Annotated in this window: 17 protein-coding genes; 11 read left to right on the forward strand and 6 right to left on the reverse strand. The window is 42.3% G+C overall.

Going from position 1 to position 18,029, the window contains the following annotated elements; all coding sequences use genetic code 11:
* Nucleotides 1-53: 53 nt before the first annotated feature.
* On the forward strand, nucleotides 54-1,322 hold the full coding sequence (locus FTV28_RS09365; protein WP_004974112.1) for a replication-associated recombination protein A: 1,269 nt from the start codon (nucleotides 54-56) through the stop codon (nucleotides 1,320-1,322).
* A gap of 114 nt (nucleotides 1,323-1,436) precedes the next feature.
* Here the strand turns inward: FTV28_RS09365 and FTV28_RS09370 are convergent, their stop codons facing one another.
* The 4 genes from FTV28_RS09370 to dapA form a co-directional block, all read right to left on the reverse strand.
* Nucleotides 1,437-1,649, reverse strand: a complete 213-nt coding sequence (locus tag FTV28_RS09370; protein ID WP_004974113.1) for a cold-shock protein — start codon at nucleotides 1,647-1,649, stop codon at nucleotides 1,437-1,439.
* Nucleotides 1,650-2,008: 359 nt separating this feature from the next.
* Nucleotides 2,009-2,728 (reverse strand): phosphoribosylaminoimidazolesuccinocarboxamide synthase, encoded by a 720-nt coding sequence (gene purC / locus FTV28_RS09375; protein WP_154320162.1) that lies wholly within the window; start codon nucleotides 2,726-2,728, stop codon nucleotides 2,009-2,011.
* Nucleotides 2,729-2,764: 36 nt separating this feature from the next.
* Nucleotides 2,765-3,364: a hypothetical protein gene (locus FTV28_RS09380; protein WP_026438344.1), complete on the reverse strand. Its 600-nt coding sequence runs from the start codon at nucleotides 3,362-3,364 to the stop codon at nucleotides 2,765-2,767.
* Between the two features lie 14 nt (nucleotides 3,365-3,378).
* The gene (dapA, locus tag FTV28_RS09385) at nucleotides 3,379-4,278 is read right to left on the reverse strand and encodes a 4-hydroxy-tetrahydrodipicolinate synthase (protein ID WP_131261232.1); all 900 of its coding nucleotides are present in this window, start codon (nucleotides 4,276-4,278) and stop codon (nucleotides 3,379-3,381) included.
* Nucleotides 4,279-5,249: 971 nt separating this feature from the next.
* On the opposite strand from dapA, the gene mhpT reads away from it, so the two are divergent.
* From mhpT to ppk1, 4 genes are all read left to right on the forward strand, one after another.
* Nucleotides 5,250-6,476, forward strand: a complete 1,227-nt coding sequence (gene mhpT, locus FTV28_RS09390) for a 3-(3-hydroxy-phenyl)propionate transporter MhpT (protein WP_131261231.1) — start codon at nucleotides 5,250-5,252, stop codon at nucleotides 6,474-6,476.
* 196 nt (nucleotides 6,477-6,672) lie between these two features.
* Nucleotides 6,673-7,074: a hypothetical protein gene (locus FTV28_RS09395; RefSeq protein ID WP_131261230.1), complete on the forward strand. Its 402-nt coding sequence runs from the start codon at nucleotides 6,673-6,675 to the stop codon at nucleotides 7,072-7,074.
* A 47-nt stretch (nucleotides 7,075-7,121) separates the two neighbouring features.
* Entirely contained in the window at nucleotides 7,122-7,748 is a 627-nt protein-coding gene (gene pncA, locus FTV28_RS09400; RefSeq protein WP_104852749.1) for a bifunctional nicotinamidase/pyrazinamidase, read from the forward strand.
* A gap of 232 nt (nucleotides 7,749-7,980) precedes the next feature.
* Nucleotides 7,981-10,044, forward strand: a complete 2,064-nt coding sequence (ppk1, locus tag FTV28_RS09405) for a polyphosphate kinase 1 (RefSeq protein ID WP_131261229.1) — start codon at nucleotides 7,981-7,983, stop codon at nucleotides 10,042-10,044.
* 106 nt (nucleotides 10,045-10,150) lie between these two features.
* On the opposite strand, the gene FTV28_RS09410 is transcribed toward ppk1, so the two are convergent.
* Nucleotides 10,151-11,410, reverse strand: coding sequence for a hypothetical protein (locus FTV28_RS09410; protein ID WP_004974135.1), 1,260 nt, complete (start codon nucleotides 11,408-11,410; stop codon nucleotides 10,151-10,153).
* A 78-nt stretch (nucleotides 11,411-11,488) separates the two neighbouring features.
* Between FTV28_RS09410 and serB the strand changes: the two genes are divergently transcribed.
* The 3 genes from serB to FTV28_RS09425 all read left to right on the forward strand — a co-directional run bounded on the left by serB (nucleotide 11,489) and on the right by FTV28_RS09425 (nucleotide 14,135).
* On the forward strand, nucleotides 11,489-12,709 hold the full coding sequence (gene serB, locus FTV28_RS09415; protein ID WP_004974136.1) for a phosphoserine phosphatase SerB: 1,221 nt from the start codon (nucleotides 11,489-11,491) through the stop codon (nucleotides 12,707-12,709).
* 401 nt (nucleotides 12,710-13,110) lie between these two features.
* Nucleotides 13,111-13,446: a ciprofloxacin tolerance protein AciT gene (gene aciT / locus FTV28_RS09420; RefSeq protein WP_004974137.1), complete on the forward strand. Its 336-nt coding sequence runs from the start codon at nucleotides 13,111-13,113 to the stop codon at nucleotides 13,444-13,446.
* 209 nt (nucleotides 13,447-13,655) lie between these two features.
* On the forward strand, nucleotides 13,656-14,135 hold the full coding sequence (locus tag FTV28_RS09425) for a hypothetical protein (RefSeq protein WP_004974140.1): 480 nt from the start codon (nucleotides 13,656-13,658) through the stop codon (nucleotides 14,133-14,135).
* A 62-nt stretch (nucleotides 14,136-14,197) separates the two neighbouring features.
* On the opposite strand, the gene dtd is transcribed toward FTV28_RS09425, so the two are convergent.
* On the reverse strand, nucleotides 14,198-14,638 hold the full coding sequence (gene dtd / locus FTV28_RS09430; protein ID WP_004974142.1) for a D-aminoacyl-tRNA deacylase: 441 nt from the start codon (nucleotides 14,636-14,638) through the stop codon (nucleotides 14,198-14,200).
* Between the two features lie 234 nt (nucleotides 14,639-14,872).
* On the opposite strand from dtd, the gene pncB reads away from it, so the two are divergent.
* From pncB to asd, 3 genes are all read left to right on the forward strand, one after another.
* Nucleotides 14,873-16,078: a nicotinate phosphoribosyltransferase gene (gene pncB / locus FTV28_RS09435; RefSeq protein WP_131261228.1), complete on the forward strand. Its 1,206-nt coding sequence runs from the start codon at nucleotides 14,873-14,875 to the stop codon at nucleotides 16,076-16,078.
* Between the two features lie 163 nt (nucleotides 16,079-16,241).
* A complete protein-coding gene (locus tag FTV28_RS09440) occupies nucleotides 16,242-17,084 on the forward strand; it encodes a sulfurtransferase (RefSeq protein WP_179990223.1) in 843 nt (280 codons plus the stop codon).
* On the forward strand, nucleotides 17,081-17,941 hold the full coding sequence (gene asd, locus FTV28_RS09445) for an archaetidylserine decarboxylase (protein WP_096901498.1): 861 nt from the start codon (nucleotides 17,081-17,083) through the stop codon (nucleotides 17,939-17,941). The genes FTV28_RS09440 and asd overlap by 4 nt, the downstream gene beginning before the upstream one ends.
* Nucleotides 17,942-18,029 lie beyond the last annotated feature (88 nt).

Below are 18,029 nucleotides of genomic sequence, written 5' to 3' on the forward strand. Positions count from 1 at the left end.
CAAAGCTTGAGATCATAGTAGACTAGGTTGAAGTCAAGTATAGAAATAACAAGATGTCAGAGAGTCATATTCCACTGCCTGAGCGTTTGCGTCCACGCGATTTATCGCAAATTATTGGTCAAGATCATCTTTTAGGTGAGCAAGCGCCGTTACGCCAAATGATTGATCAGGGGCATTTGCCTTCAATTATTTTCTGGGGACCACCAGGGGTGGGGAAAACCACCATCGCTTTGCTGTTGGCGCAGGCGGTAGATCGTCCTTTTATCAGCCTTTCTGCCTTGAATACTGGGGTCAAAGAACTGCGTGAAATTATTGCCGAAGGCGGCGATTTGCTCACACCAGTGGTGTTTATTGATGAAATTCATCGCTTTAATAAGTCGCAGCAAGATGCCTTATTAAATGCGGTGGAAAAGGGCAAAATCACCTTAATTGGTGCGACCACTGAAAATCCATCTTTTGAAGTCAATAGTGCGCTGCTTTCACGTTGTCAGGTCTATACCTTAAAGGCTTTAGATGCCGATTCGATTCAGACTTTGCTTACTCAAGCCATTCAGCAAGATCAATTCTTAAAAGACCGTTATATTCAGATTGAAGAATTTGATGCTCTGATTCAGTTTGCTGCAGGTGATGCACGCAAGGCTTTAAACCTACTGGACTTGGTGGCAAGCACCTTTGAACCCGAGGTGGAAAATATCATCACCAACGCGATTGTGGTCAAGGTTGCGCAACAAAACATTGCCCGTTATGACAAGTCAGGCGAGCAACATTATGATTTGGTATCGGCTTTTATTAAGTCAATTCGTGGCAGTGACCCCGATGCTGCATTGTATTGGATGGCGCGCATGCTCAAAGGCGGTGAAGACCCGAGCTTTATTGCGCGTCGCATGTTGATTGCTGCTTCGGAAGATATTGGCAATTCAAACCCCAATGCCTTGTTATTGGCAGGCGAGTGTTTCCGCTCGGTACAAGTGCTGGGTATGCCCGAAGCGCGGATTATTTTAGGACAATGTGCAGTATATTTGGCAACCAGTGCCAAAAGTAACAGTACTTATTTGGCAATTAATAAAGCCATGGATTTGGCTGAAAAAACCGCCAACTTACCTGTGCCACTGCATTTGCGTAATGCACCGACCAAACTGATGAAAGAACAAGGCTATGGCGTAGATTATTTGTATCCGCACAATTACCCAGAGCATTTTGTGCTACAGGACTATTTGCCGCCTGAACTGAAAGGCACAAAGTTGTATGAGTCGGCACGTAATAAACGTGAAGTGGAAGGTGAGCGTTTACAACAACGTCGTTGGCAGCAGACTCAATCCTAAGCGATTTGGTATAGCTGAAAAGATATTTGTAAAAGTATTGGCATAAAAAAAGCTCAAGAATCAACTTGAGCTTTTTTAGATTTGTTTGCAGCCTTGAGTGCTGCATTCAAAGGTTTAAAGCGGTTTGATGTTTACAGCATTCGGGCCTTTTTGACCTTGCGCAATGCTGAATTCAACTTGCTGACCTTCGTGTAAAGTCTTGAAGCCTGAGTGTGCGATTTCGCTGAAATGCGCAAACACATCTGGACCAGATTCTGGTTGAATAAAACCAAAACCTTTAGTTTCGTTAAACCACTTTACCGTGCCTTTCATTGTCGGATTTGACATAGGGAAATATCCTGCTGAATTTTAATATGTTGCAATCTAAAAAAGATTTGGAATAACTGGGAAAAAGATGCGACTTAAAATCTGAACAAACGAAGGATTACAAAATAAAACTACGGACTTAGACGATTAAAACGAACTTCATATTTTTCTAGTATGACAACAAGCATACACGGAATTGCAGAATACACAATTTAAATTCAGATAAATTTAAAAATAGGCAGACAGACTGGGCATTGTGGATGGGGCGATTTTTTCAAAGATTTGGTTTGTAAACCCTGTTTGGTCTACAGCAAAATACAAAAAACCGAGCAATGTTGCTCGGTTTTGGGAATTCAGCTTTTAAAATTGAAAAGCTTGAATTAGATATTGTCTAAGTCGATGCCTAAACGTGCAGCAACTTCTTCATAAGCTTCAACCACACCGCCTAAACCTTGACGGAAACGGTCTTTGTCGAGTTTCTTCTTGGTGTCTTTGTCCCATAAACGGCAACCGTCTGGAGAGAACTCATCACCCAACACAATACGGTCGTGGAATACACCAAACTCAAGTTTGAAGTCGACCAAAATCATGTTACCTGCATCAAACAATGCTTTTAATACATCGTTGACTTGGTAAGTTAATTCTTTCATTTTTACCAATTGTTCAGCATTGGCCCAACCTAAAGCAATCGCTTGAGATTCGTTTACCATTGGGTCGCCAAGAGCGTCATCTTTAAAGAACAATTCAAATGTAGGTGGGGTCAGTTCTTTACCTTCTTCTACACCTAAACGACGGCAGAGTGAACCTGCAGCGTAGTTACGAATAACGCACTCTACAGGAATCATGTCTAACTTTTTCACCAATACTTCGTTTGGTGTAAGTAGTTTTTCAAAGTGAGTTTCGATACCCGCTTCAGCCAATTTTTCCATGATAAAGGCGTTAAAACGGTTGTTCACCTTACCTTTACGATCTAGTTGTTCGATTTTTTCGCCATTGAACGCAGAGGCATCATCACGAAAGACTAAAATCAGGTGGTCTGCACTGTCTGTGGTATAAACAGATTTTGCTTTACCAGTATAGAGCAAGGTTTGTTTTAACATGAGGGAACCTTTTTCAAAAAAAAATGCCTAGTACGGCTAGGCTGGCCAATTTTGGTAAATCTGGGCCAACAGATCTGCAGCTTTTTCTTGATCTGCAAAGCTGTTATCGGCATTGAATACAGCTAGGTTGTTGCTCGAACCGACAGAGGTCAATCTTAAGACATAAATCTGTTGATCGACCTTAATGGTTGCCTCGTAACGGTTCTTACTTTGACCAACAATGCTGTAATTCAGACTGCTGAGGGTGGCAAGTGTGTATTGCCAAATTGTAGCAGAATTTCCATCAATTTTGAGCAACGGATTTTGGTTTCCGTCAACTACGGGTTGAGGACGTCCAATTTGCGTACTGTCTTGAACTGTGTTGCTGCTGGCTTGCATGGCTTCAGGACGTGGCATCGCAAAACGGTTGCCACGTGCATTTTCAAGCTTAGGTGCATTTGCCGTTGCTAAAGGGTCAACGCTTGGTGCAGGATACAACGGTGTTGCAGGTCGAACCACAGAACCTTCTGGATATTGAAGTGGTGCTAAAGTAGCGGCGTCTTTATAGTCCAATGAACCATTATTGATGGCAAGAGAACTACAACCAGCCAAACTCAATACTGAAAGTGCGGCGATAAAACCAAAACGTAATTGCATCATACTAAGCTCTTTTATTGAATGACACCCGCAGCCTGAAGGGCTTCGCGTAACGGTGCACGATATTGTTCTGCAAGCGGAGTTAATGGCAGGCGAATTCCTGTACCAATTAATCCCATTTCATGAAGTGCCCATTTCACAGGAATTGGGTTCGATTCACAAAATAGAATATTGTGTAAATTTGCAATCGCACTGTTTTGTTGCTCTGCACCTGCAGCATCACCTGCGATTGCAGCCGCGCAAACTTGGCTCATGGCTTTTGGTGCAACATTGGCAGTTACAGAAATATTGCCTTTTGCACCGTGCAGCATCAATTGATATGCCGTAGCGTCATCGCCTGAATACACCACCATGTTTTTGCCTGTTAAGCCAGCCAATAATTGCTGACCACGTGGCACATCGCCCGTTGCATCTTTTACGCCCACAATATTTGGGATGTCTGCAAGACGGATGACCGTTTCATTTGACATATCTACACCAGTACGACCCGGTACATTATATAAAATGATAGGTAAATCAACTGCTTCTGCAATTGCTTTATAGTGCTGGTATAAACCTTCCTGAGTTGGCTTATTATAATAAGGCGTTACCAATAAGGCCGCATCTGCGCCCAATTGTTGTGCTTCTTTGGTCAGTTCGATGGCTTCATGCGTTGAGTTTGCACCAGTACCAGCAATGACAGGAATACGCTTATTTGCGACGCGAATAATTTCTGCGATCACTTTGGTGTGCTCTTCCATACTTAAGGTCGATGCTTCACCAGTTGTACCTACAGCAACAATACTGTTGGTACCTTGTTCTATGTGCCACTCAACGAGCTTCTCGAGACCTTTCCAATCTACGCTGCCATCTTCTAACATTGGGGTGACAATTGCGACAATTGAGCCTTGAATGGTCTGTGCTTGCTGAGTCATTTTTTAAAAAGATCCTATTTTTCCATCCACAGAGGTGTAGAAAAGGTAGATGTGGATGGTTGCAGTATTTTGATTTGGGTCAAAATTCAATCAAATTGATTAAATAATGCTTAGCCAAATTATGACTGATTCAGTGTGTCAGAACAATATGCTTTCGTCAAAGCAATCATAAACTTTGTTTAATTTAGTATTTTAGGATCAGCAGCTTGTTGTTCAAAATAAAAAAATAATAACCATCTCCTTTGTACCCAAATTTTCATTGGTATGGCGCAACCCTCATCAGCACTTTTTTAGCCTCAAGTTTGAAATACAACGCTGAATATAGGGTCTGTTGACATTTCATAAATGGCTTGCGCTGTAGGCTAAAACTGAGCAGATCAGGCATGAAACGCAGGGAATAGCGAGACTATTGCCAAGTTTCATAACGCAATCTGAGAAAGTTTTAGCCACAGCCTTTCAGGGCGAGCATATTTTTTGCTGCTATTGCGTTATGTGCCAGTCATTTAGAATGACTAAATTTCCTGTCTCATGCCTTATATCAGCTAAAAAATCTTGCGAGATATATCTCTCACGTCGCAAACATAGATGAATTGTCAACAGACCCTAGATATTTATATAAAAAAACGCTCAATTCAGACCTTATAGCTCTTATATCTGACTGTTTTAATCGGGATATTTTGATTTTTGATTCTTAAGAATAATAGCTTTTAAGTCTACCTATGTTGTCGCTGACTTCTTAAATGGTGAGAAATCTTGCGCTGAATTTACTGCTTTAAGCGGGAAAATAGCGTGTAATTTGCCAGATTTATTGTTTTTTTCGCTATGTTTTTTTCTACATGCTTCGCAACACGTTTGCGCTGATCTGAAAAAATTCACTTTGGTCTAACACTTATTGATAGCTATTGCTGCAGTTTAAAACTGCGCAAGATGCAGGCTTTCACATGGCTATCTAATTCTAGTAGAGGGACCCAATGGATAGATCAACACAACATAGCGATCAGCGGCATGCGGTTATTACCGTCGCGATCTGCTTTTTAATTGCAGTGATTGAAGGTCTGGATATTCAGGCAGCAGGTATTGCTGCGGCAGGTATCCGTGAGCATTTTGGTTTAGACAGCTCGCAGCTTGGGGTATTTTTTAGTGCGGGTATTTTAGGTTTATTGCCAGGTGCTTTGGTTGGCGGACGTTTTGCAGACCGTATTGGTCGTAAAAAAGTATTAATCTGGTCTACAGCAGTCTTTGCTTTATTTACCTTATGTACGGTGTGGGTGAATAGCTTTGAAAGTCTATTGGCGGTGCGCTTCTTGGCAGGTGCGGGTTTAGGGGCAGCCATGCCAATTTTAATTACTTTGGCATCTGAAGCTGTTTCGCCACAAAACCGTGGTCGTGCTGTGGGCTTGATGTATTGTGGTATGCCTGTGGGTGCAGCCATTTTATCTTTAATTGCCAGTACAGATTTTGGCTCAAACTGGAAAAACATTTTCTATTTGGGTGGTTTGCTGCCATTTATTGTCATTCCATTGATGATGTGGTTATTGCCAGAATCACGTGAATTCTTAAAAGCACAAGCGGCAGGTAAAGATGTCACAGCACAAAATGCTGCGCCAAAAGCATCTTTTAAAGATTTGTTTAATTCACAAAACTTATTGCGTACCTTATTTATTTGGGTGAGTTACTTCTTTACCTTGATGGTGGTTTACATCATGTTGAGCTGGTTACCATCTTTATTTATGGAATTAGGTTTCTCGCGTAAAGAAGGCAGTACTGCACAGTTCTATTTCATGGTGAGTGCGACAGTCGGTACTGTAATTTTGGGTATGCTGACCGACCGTTGGAAAAAAGCCTACGTGATTTTATTGATGTATGGTGGTATTTTGGCAGGTTTATTTGCTCTAAATGCAGCGGGTTCACTCATGCAAATGTATATGGCTTCAGCTTTGGTCGGTGCTTTTGTGATTGGCTGTCAGGGCGTGTTATATGCTTTTGGTAGTATTGTCTACCCAACCGAAGTACGTGGTACTGGGGTCGGTGTTGCCTCTGCTGTTGGTCGTGTAGGCGCAATGCTTGGCCCTGCTATTGCAGGTCAGTTGTTGGCAGCAGGCTTTGGTGCGGCTGGGGTTATTTCAGCAGCCATTCCATGTATTATTATTTCAGCCATTTTCATGTTGTTATTGGTACGTCGTATTCAAACTGTTTAAAAGGATGAGAACAGTTGAAAGACCAAATAGCCTGCACCTGCAGGCTATTTTTTTGTATGTTGATCGCTGATTTTTGAGAAAAAATGCTCGAATGAAGTGTGACAAGTACTGTCGCAAAGCTGCCTGTTCTACTGGGTGACAATGACGCAAGCAGGGTATAATAAGTCCTAAAAAACAGTAAATATAAGAGTATCATTTGAAGCAGAAAAAATTGATTGCAGAATTTCAGTTGGATCAACAGCAGTTTTCGCTGTATCTGATTGAATATGAATTTATTTTAGAACTGAAACGCCATTTTCGAGCAACACGGACTTCTCCAAAACAAAACGCGTGGCTGGCATTTGCCGATCAAGCTACTTATGAAGATGTCAACGCAGGTATTGATGCCTTTCAGGTGATGCGTTTAACCCGACAGCATTTGGTCAATTATTTAACTCGGCATCCACTGCCTTATTTTTATTTTCATGCCGCGACTGCACGCAAAGCCAAAATCTATCCACGTTTTGTACGGCAATTATTGTTACAGCTACCGAACTATCAACATTGTGCCGAAAACGATTCTTTTTATTTTTATCAAAGCGATACAACTCAGACTTAAATTTCAGCTATGCTGAGGGTAGCGTTTAAGATGGGAAAGGAAACAGCATGCAGCAGCTGAATAATGCCTTGATTGTGGTTGATGTGCAAAATGGTTTTTGTCCAGGAGGTAATTTGGCGGTTGCAAATGCCGATCAAATTATTCCCTGCATTAATGCGTTGGGACGTGTGTTTCAGAACATTGTGATCACCCAAGACTGGCATCCTGCAACGCATGTGTCCTTTGCTGCCAACCATGCAGGCAAACAGGACTATGAGCAGATTCAGCTCAGTTATGGCGAGCAAGTGTTGTGGCCTGTGCATTGTGTGCAAGGCACAGCTGATGCTGAATTACACCCAGATCTAGATTTGCCTACAGCACAATTGATTATACGCAAAGGTTTTCACGAGCAAATAGACAGTTATTCTGCCTTTATGGAAGCAGACCGCAAAACCACCACAGGCTTGGCGGCCTATTTAAAAGCCCGTGAAATTGATACGGTTTATATTGTGGGCATTGCCACCGACTTTTGTGTGGCGTGGACGGCAATAGATGCCTGTGAGTTGGGTTTTAGCACCTATGTGATTGAAGATGCCACCAAAGCGATTGATTTAAATGGCTCTTTAGAACAAGCATGGCAACAGATGTTGGCACAAGGAGTACAGCGAGTACAAAGTCAGCACTTACTTGGCTAAAACTAGATAACGAACTGGCCGCGAAAGGGAAGGGCGAAATCTTCCTTTTTTCTATAAAAATAGATTAAATGTAAAATAAAATAAATAAAAATCAATTTTTTACATATACTCAATTTTGACGAAATGTTCTGCGATTGATTGTGGGTGTAACATGATTGTCATAATCTCTACCTACCATGCCTTGCACAGAGGCGAAATAAGCAGACTGTCTTAAAAACAGCATAGAGAAGATATGGAACACTTTCAGCATTCATCTGATACTTATTTTAATCGTGAACTCTCTTTAATTGAGTTTAACCGTCGGGTCTTGGCGCAAGCTTTAGACCCAGAGTTACCTATTTTAGAGCGACTCAATTTTTTAATTATTTTTTCACGTAATTTAGATGAGTTTTTTGAAATTCGCGTTGCAGGTTTAATGAAGCAACTCGATTTGAATGCCATTACCCGTACCCCAGATGCCATTCCGACTGAACAGGTCTTGGTAGAACTGTCTGATAAAGTGCATCAGGCGGTGAAGCAGCAATACGACACTTTAAATTATGCCATTTTGCCGCAGCTGCAAAGTTTAGGGATTCACTTTATTCAATACCATGACATTGTGGATAAACATAAAGCGTGGATTGCCGATTATTTTGCCCGTCAGGTACAGCCTGTTTTAACGCCAATTAGCCTAGACCCATCGCATCCATTTCCGCGTTTGGTCAATAAAAGTCTGAACTTTATTGTCAGTTTACAAGGCAAAGATGCTTTTGGACGTGAAATTGAAATGGCGATTGTGCCTGCGCCACGCTCTTTGCCACGTTTAATCAATTTGCCAAAAGAAGTGGCAGGTAGTGCGACTGAACATATTTTCTTGACTGCGATTATTCAGCAGCATATCAATGATCTGTTCCCAGGCATGAAAGCCACAGGTTGCTATGCGTTTCGAGTGACCCGCAATGCCGACCTGATTTTGGCCGAAGATGTCGATGATTTGGCAGTTGCCTTAAAAGATGAATTATCGTCACGTCGTTTTGGGCGTGCGGTACGTTTAGAAATTGAAGATGATTGCCCGCAAGATATTATTGATTATTTGCTCAGAGAGTTTGATTTAGATGAGCAGCAATTATATCGGATTAGCGGGCCGATTAACCTGTCGCGTCTGACCAGTAGTTTTGACCGACCTGAATTGAAATATCCACCTTTTGCACCTGTGATTCCAAAAATATTTCGGAAGCAAAAACCGATGTTTGAGATTCTGAAAAAGCAGGATGTGTTGCTACATCACCCATTTGACTCTTTTCAGCCGGTGATTAATTTACTCAAAGAAGCGGCGAAAGACCCAAATGTGTTGGCGATTAAGCAAACGCTGTATCGTAGTGGCCCAGATTCTGAAATTGTGCAGGTACTTGCAGAAGCCGCACGTAATGGCAAAGAAGTCACTGCCGTGATCGAGCTACGCGCACGTTTTGATGAAGAATCCAACATTATGGTCGCCAACGTCTTGCAAGAGGCAGGCGCAGTGGTGGTGTATGGCATTGTCGGCTATAAAACCCATGCCAAAATGATTTTGATTGTGCGTCGTGAGCAAGATCAGTTGGTGCGCTATGTGCATTTGGGTACAGGCAACTATCATGCGGGCAATGCACGTATGTACACCGACTATGGTTTGATGACCACACATCCTGATATTTGTGAAGATGTGCATCGGGTGTTTCAAGAACTCACAGGCATGGGCAGATCGGCAAAATTAAAAAACTTGCTGCATGCACCATTTACCTTGCACAGTGAATTGCTCAAACTGATTGAACAAGAAATCGGGTTTGCACAAGCAGGCAAAGCTGCCCGAATTATCATTAAAGTCAATGCATTGACTGAGCCTGAGTTAATTACGGCTTTGTACCGTGCTTCGCAGGCAGGGGTACAGGTCGATTTAATTATCCGCTCGATTTGTTGTTTGATTCCAAAAGTGAAAGGTATGTCTGAGCGTATTCATGTCCGTTCGATTGTGGGACGCTTTTTGGAACATACCCGCGTGTATTATTTTGAGCATGGTGGTGCAAAAAAATTGTACTGCGCCAGCGCAGACTGGATGGGGCGCAACTTATTTTCACGGGTGGAAACTTGCTTCCCTATTTTGGATGAGAAAATTAAACAGCGTATTGTAGAAGATGGCTTGCTGAGTTATTTGCATGACAATCAAAATGCGTGGGAGCTACAAGCCAATGGCGAATGGCAGAAAGCTGCTGTGGTGGGGCAGGCTGCTGTACACAATGCGCAAATGTATTTGGTCGAGCAGAAGCAGTTGAATGTGTAAATTGGGCTGCAGTAAATGGATGTGATCTAGCATCTGTGAGTATAAAAAACCTGAGTATGTGTGCATACTCAGGTTTTTATGCTTTTAAGGCATCTCATGGATTATTTTAAGAAGCTCTTGAATGTTTGCCTTTTAGAATTTCAGTTCGCAGGCTTTGCGCCAACTCAGCCGATTGGCTGTCCATGCCATTAACCATAAAGGCATGGCGCATCAGCACATTGGTCGGATTTGGCATACTCACCAATTCATAATGCGTAGACAGTTCATCTAGTAATTCATTCGGTAAATGCACTGCATTTTCACGAGCAGATAATTGATGCACCAAACGCTCTGCTGCCTGCACTGCAGATAACTGCATGGCTTCGACTGCGGTTGATAAACCACTGCGAGTTTGCAACACAAAACGCTTTTCTTCACGATAACGCTTATACAGCACTTCAGACAATAACTGGAACACCGTGCCAATCATGGCCATACAGGCTGCTGCATTTGGTGTATTGGCTGCAATACTGAGTGTTGCGCCATCTTCATGGAATGGTTGTACTGTTTGAATGTCGGAACGGTTTAACTTGTAGTGTTGTACGCACAGTTCAATGCTTTTGTTCAGGAAAATCTGACATAAGCTAAAATAAGGCACAGACACACTTTGTGTGACCGTGTCTAATAATTGTTTCGGGTCATAAAACTGAATATTCAGCGCAATGTTGTTTTGCTCTTGGCTTTGCTCAATGGCTTTGTTTGCTTTAGGCGACATCACAGGTTTAGGCTGTTGCTGTGCCTGCGCAAGTGCCAAAGCCGTTTGATGTTTTTCTTGTTCAAGGGCTTGCGTCAATAATTGTAATTCGTGTTTAAGGCGAGATTCATTATTAATGCGTGCTAAATATTCACTACGACTTGGACGGGCAATCGCGCGATAAGCCAACCATAACAAGCCATGAACCAATAATGATAAAAGTGTCGCTAACCATTGGGTACGCAGAATTTCACCAATACTTGGCTGAATTAAGGTAATTTCAATGCTGCCGACTTTCTTTTCATTGATGATTGCATCGCGGACAAAGACTTCACCTTCACGGGTACGTGACTGTCCACCTGTCGCCAAGACCTGATTTTGCGCATCTAAAATACGAATAGAAGCAATGCTTGGATTGGTGGCATAACGATTCACCAATAATGCCAGTGATACTGTATTGGCAGGTTCCAGCTCAGAAAGGCTGTCTGTGACCAGTTGGCTGGTCATTAACTGCCCCTGATTGGCGCGGTTTTCATTTAATTGGTGTGTTGTTGCAAGCACCAATAAAAAGGTGTGAAAAGCAAAACTTACAATCAATAGGCTAGCAAATAGCCCTTGTCTAGGCGCATTCAAGGTAAAACTTCCAAGGCATTTATATTCAATTTAGATTATGATTCTCACAATAGTTGTAGCTCAGACCCGAGTCAATTCATGCGAGAAATCATTCTTATATCATTTTTAGGACCTGACCAACCTAATCAGTTTACTCGATTAATGCAGGTATTGTCCGCTCATTCCTTACAAATCTTAGATGTTGGCCAAGCTGTTATTCATAATCAACTGACTTTAGGTATTGTTGTTGCATCAGAAGACCAGACTGCAACTGCTTTAGCCATGAAGGAGATTCTGATTTTAGCACATGATATTGGCTTAACTGTGCGTTTTAAACCAATCTCTGCAACTGAATATGAGCAATGGGTCAAAGAAGGCGGTCGTACCCGTTATATCGTGACTGCACTGGCACCAGAGCTGAATGCCTCACATTTACAGGCGGTCACGCATATTGTATCTAGCCAAGGTTTTAACATTGAAACTGTAACCCGTTTGTCGGGTCGCCCACAGCTTAATGTAGCCGAAGATGAACCTAAACGTGCTTGCATTCAGTTTGGATTAAGTGGACAAATGCTAGATGCAGTTGCCATGCGTGCTGCGTGTTTAAGCCTGTCGAATGAACTGAGTGTGGATGTCGCGGTACAAGAAGACAATGCCTACCGTCGTAACCGCCGTTTGGTGTGTTTTGACATGGACTCAACGCTCATTGAACAAGAAGTGATTGATGAGTTGGCGATTGAGGCAGGTGTGGGCGATCAGGTGGCGGACATTACCGAACGTGCCATGCAGGGTGAACTGGATTTTCAGCAAAGTTTCCGCGCGCGCGTAGCATTGCTCAAAGGTTTAGATGCTGCTGTGTTGCCTAAAATTGCCGAACGTCTGACCGTGACCGAAGGTGCTGAACGCCTGATTTCAACCCTGAAATCTTTGGGTTATCGCACCGCTATTTTGTCGGGCGGTTTCCAATATTTCGCAGAATATCTGCAGGAAAAATTGGGGATTGATGAAGTGCATGCCAACATTCTAGATGTGGAAAATGGCATGGTTACAGGCGAAGTAAAAGGTCACATTGTGGATGGTGCGCGTAAGGCATTATTGCTACGTGAACTGGCAGACAAAATGGGGATTTCTTTGGAACAAGCCATTGCGGTGGGTGATGGTGCGAACGACTTACCAATGCTTTCTATTGCAGGTTTAGGTGTGGCGTTCCGTGCTAAACCGTTGGTACGTCAAAACGCCAATCAAGCCATTTCAAGCGTGGGCTTAGATGGTGTGCTGTACTTATTGGGCGTGCATGACAAAGACTTGAACCGTGCCTAATATGACAATTCAATGAAAAAAACGCAGCAGTCATGCTGCGTTTTTTGTTTGTATAATCAGCAGATAACGATGAACGGTAAACAAAAACTGTCGATAAAAGCCGCAACAGCATTGAATGAAAAAAATATTTTTTAAGGCAAAAAAATAAGGTGTTTTTTTGTAATGACACGCGAATAAAGAGCTAGCTTAGCTTCCCGAAAACTACAAAATTTAAAAAATGTAATGACAATATAATATTGCGACAAGGTGTGTCGCTTTATAAAAATACAAGTCTTTTTTTATCTAGAAAACGCAGCATAATGCAGACATAGAATTTAAATCGACATCCATTATTTATTTAAACGGTATTTGAAGTCGCAGACCAATTCAAAAAGAGGCTGCATCTTTAGACGGAGGTTTTTATGCTAACAGCGAATTTAGCGACCATTGTAGGCTTAAGCCTCGTCGCAGCTGCGTTGATTGCTGTTTTCTTTTCGCCTTATCGTCGCTGGTTAAACTTTATGTTGGCAGGTATGGTGTTTTGGGGTTTATTGGAAGTGGTGCGCTACAGTGTGCAAAGCGTATTTGAACTGCCAATTACCTACAGTTACTTGTCGGCAATTTTCTTGGCGATGACTTTGGTGACTTTATTATTATTACGAGAAGACCGTCGGGCAGAGCGTGCTTTGGCAAAACGTCGCTATATCGAACATACCCCAGTCTATGAAGACGATCAGCAGCAGTGCTCAAGCCGCTAAATCGTACAGACTAAATTCAAAAACTTTAAAAAGATGCAACTGGTTTGCATCTTTTTTGCTTTATCTGTACGGCAGTTTGCGCCATCCAAACAGCGACAAAATTTTAACACCCTCCTAAAGATTGTTATACAAAGCCTTGCAGCAAAAAGCGGGAGTTGTGATAGGATGAGTCTGTTCATTATCCAACAATTACAATAGGCTTCACTGTCATGAAACTTTCTGCAATTCCTGTGGTCAAACTTCCTTTGGTTGATGTCAGCACCGATCCACTTGACCTTCTCGTGGCAGGTTTGGCATTGCGTATGAAACAACTGGCACGTACCAGTCCAAAATTTATTGAGTTGGTGCATGAACGCCAGTTCCGTATTCAAATTGGCACAGACTTGGGTATGGCGCGTCAAATTATTGTCAACAATGGACATATTGACACTGTGGCAGGCGATGCAGAAAAAGCCGATTTTATTTTGCAGTTTGCAGACAGCGAGCAAGGCGTAAAAACCTTAATGAAAGGTGATCCAACTGCATTTATGACAGGCATGCAAAATGGCAGCATTAAAATGGAAGGTGATTTTGGCTTATTGGTGTGGTTTAACCAAGCAGCGAAATTGATTCCACCTAAACTACCAAAACCTGTAAAAGAAAAAATTAAAATGGCACGCCAGTTTATTAAACAAAAAACGGGTAAATAAGCTGCTCAGACCCAAACAAAAACCTCTGATCAATTTTTGACAGAGGTTTTTTTATATGTGATTTACTCGACTTCCAAACAAAAAGTCACAGGCCCGTCATTTACCAAATGCACTTTCATATCGGCAGAGAAAATACCTGTTTCCACCCTGTCAAACTGACTTTTGGCATAGTCCACCAATTGTTCATACAGCGCTTTGGCATCGTTTGGGGGCATCGCAGGGCCAAAATCAGGACGTAAACCTTTTTGAGTCTGTGCCATGAGGGTAAATTGTGAAACCAATAACACACTGCCATTGGCCTGACTGACATTCCAACCCATTTTGCCTTGTTCATCATCAAAAAAACGATATTTTAAAATTTTATCAATCAGCTTTTTGCCTTTCTCAAAATTATCGTCTTTGCCTAAGCCCAAAAATACCAAAATACCCTGTTGAATCTCGCCAGTGATTTCACCATCGACCACGACTTTGGCTTCAAGAACTCGTTGTAATAATGCGCGCATGGGGGACTAATTTTCTCAGTGTGGGGGATGGCTGCAGATTGTAGCAAACTTAGGCACTTTGGCGTGCATTAACATCAATCACGAAAGCATCACAACGGTAGCTGCCCGCAGAGAGGTAAAATATCTTGGGAAGGCTACACTTCAGCAAAGTTGTAACAAGATTGTCGATAAAAGCCCTTTTTTGCTGAATAAAGTATGCTTTAATGCAAGAAGTACCGCGAAATGATGATCCCTATGACCCCCATTATTCAATCTCTGCTCGATACTGATTTATATAAATTCACCATGTTACAGGTGGTGCTGCATAAATTTCCGCAAACGCACAGTGTGTATCAATTCCGCTGCCGTAATCTTGAAGATACCGCGTATCCACTGAGCGATATTTTAGCTGAGTTGAATGCGCAGCTTGATCATTTGTGTCAGTTGAAATTTAAAGAAGATGAATTGCAGTATTTGCGTAATTTACGCTTTATTAAAAGTGACTTTGTCGATTATTTAGAATTATTTCAGCTCAAGCGTCGTTTTATTCACGCCAGTATTGATGCGCAAGGTCGTTTGGATATTCGGGTAGAAGGCCCGATGGTACAGGCCATGATGTTCGAGATTTTTGTCCTGGCAATTGTCAATGAACTGTATTTTCAGCGCATCCGTAATGATGAGGTTTGGGCAGAAGGTGAGCGCCGTTTACAGCAAAAAATTGCCCTGATTCAAAGTTACCAACAGCAGCAACTGCCTGAAGATCCACCATTTTTGGTTTCAGATTTTGGTACGCGCCGCCGTTATAGTTTTGCATGGCAAAAGCACGTGATTGCGGCTTTTCATCAAGCTGTACCTGAAGTGTTTCGTGGTACTAGTAATGTACTGTTGGCTAAAGAATTAGGCATTACCCCAATTGGGACAATGGCACATGAGTTTTTACAGGCATTTCAGGCGCTAGATGTACGTTTACGTGACTTCCAAAAAGCCGCACTAGAAACTTGGGTGCAAGAATATCGGGGTGATTTAGGCATTGCCTTGACTGATGTGGTCGGGATGGATGCTTTCCTGCGTGACTTTGATTTGTATTTTGCCAAGTTATTTGATGGCTTGCGACATGACAGTGGCGACCCGTATGTGTGGGGCGATAAAGCTTATGCACATTATAAAAAGCTAAAAATTGACAGTAAAACTAAAATGCTGACCTTCAGTGATGGCTTAAATGTCGAAAAAGCATGGGCCTTGCATCAGTATTTTAAAGACCGTTTTCAGGTTAGTTTTGGGATTGGTACCAACTTAACCAATGATATGGGGCAAACTGCGCTAAATATTGTGTTGAAATTGGTGGAATGTAATGGTCAGTCGGTGGCGAAATTGTCCGATAGTCCGGGTAAAACCATGACCGATAATGACACCTTCTTGGCATATTTACGCCAAGTTTTTGAAATACAAACGCCTGTTTAAAACCTGAGCACATTGAAAAAACCGAAGAAAATCTTCGGTTTTTTTCTAGATTAAAGCATGTGATTGTTAAAATTCTGCGAAAGTTATGAAAAAAACAGCATGCTATCAAAAATGACCTATACTAAGTTAAAGTTGATTGCCAAACAGACTGAACCGCATAAAAATGAGCACTTCTCCATTCAATTTTGGACTGCTGATTGAAGCAGAAGATTTAGTTCCCTTTTTAGGGCATGAAAAATTGCGCATTGTCGATTTGAGCCGCAATTCGGTGTACGAGCAATTGCATCTTCCGCATGCTTTACAGGTCAAACCGAGCATGTTGCTACGTCAGGATGAAGATACATCGGGTTTATTGCCTGAACCCGAGGCTTTACAAGACTTGATTCAGTATTTGAGTATTTCCCCTGAGCATCATGTGGTCGCCTATGACGATGAAGGTGGCGCATGGGCAGGGCGTCTGATTTGGAATTTACACTGTTTAGGCTTTGAAAATACCAGTTTACTAAATGGTGGGATTCACGCATGGTTGGCAGCAGGTTTTCCAACTACTTCTGGGGTTGAACCGCTAACACCCGTCAGCATGCTTGTTCCTGTTGCCGAGCAAAATCAGTATCGAATTCAATATGATGAGCTATTAGAAAAGTGCCAAAACCAGTCGGTGCAACTTTGGGATTGCCGCACCATAGATGAATATACAGGGCTGCGTTTGGCTGCACGACGCGGCGGTCACATTCCTGGGGCATTGCATTTTGAATGGAGTACTGCCCTTAATCGTGAAAATCATTTAAAATTGCATCCCTTAGAACGCACACGACAGCGTCTGGAACAACTCGGATTCAATTTAAACGAACCTGTAGTGGTGTATTGTCAGTCACATCACCGTTCAGGTTTGGCCTACATTTTAGGGCGTTTATTGGGTTGGAAAATTCAGGCCTATGATGGTGCGTGGAGTGAATGGGGCAACCGCCCTGACAGTCCTGTTATTACTGGAGAGTTGCCGTCTTGAGCCTCACATCACGTTTAAAAAAACAAATTTTCATTCAGGCACAACGCGTTGTGCCACAACATCAATTATCACGTGTTGTGGGTAAACTTGCAGCCAGTGAGCATCCTGTGCTCAAAAATGCGGTGATCACTGCATTCAAGGCGCAATACGGCATTGATATGTCTTTGGCAGAACAAAGCAATGCCTTGAAATATAAATCTTTTAATGAATTTTTTACCCGTTCTTTAAAGCAGGGTGTGCGGGAAATTGACAGCAATCCGAACAGCATTGTATCGCCTGCAGATGGGGCGATTTCACAGTTGGGTAAAATTGAAGATGGGGCAATTTTTCAGGCCAAAGGTCAGCAATTTACTGTTGAAAACTTAATTGCCGACCCGCAATTGGCTGAACCATTTAAAAATGGTCAATTTGCAACCGTGTATTTATCTCCGCGCGATTATCACCGTGTACACATGCCTTTTGCAGGCACACTCACCGAAACTTTATATGTGCCAGGTGAGTTGTTTTCTGTCAATCAAACCACAGCCGAAAATATTCCGGGTTTATTTGCCCGCAATGAGCGCATGGTGTGTTTGTTTGATACCGAATTGGGTCGTATGGCGGTTGTTTTGGTGGGTGCCATGATTGTGGCGGGCATTGAAACCGTGGCGACAGGCAAAGTGAAACCATCAGGGCGTTTGGAGCTGAATCAGCACCAATTATTCCTTGAAAAAGGTGCAGAATTAGGACGTTTTTATTTGGGTTCAACCGCGATTGTTTTGTTTGAAGAAAATAAAATGCAGTGGGATGCTGAATTCAAAGCCAATTCTGTAGTGGAAATGGGGAAAGCCCTGGGACATATCGTTTCTGCTGAATAAAATATGTGAATAAAGAAATAAAAAACGCCAAAGTAATTTGGCGTTTTTTTGTTTTTTAAATCTGTAATTTATTGTCTATTTTAGCTCA

The organism is Acinetobacter sp. YH12252 (genome assembly GCF_013417365.1).
GTDB classification, from domain to species: Bacteria; Pseudomonadota; Gammaproteobacteria; order Pseudomonadales; family Moraxellaceae; genus Acinetobacter; species Acinetobacter towneri.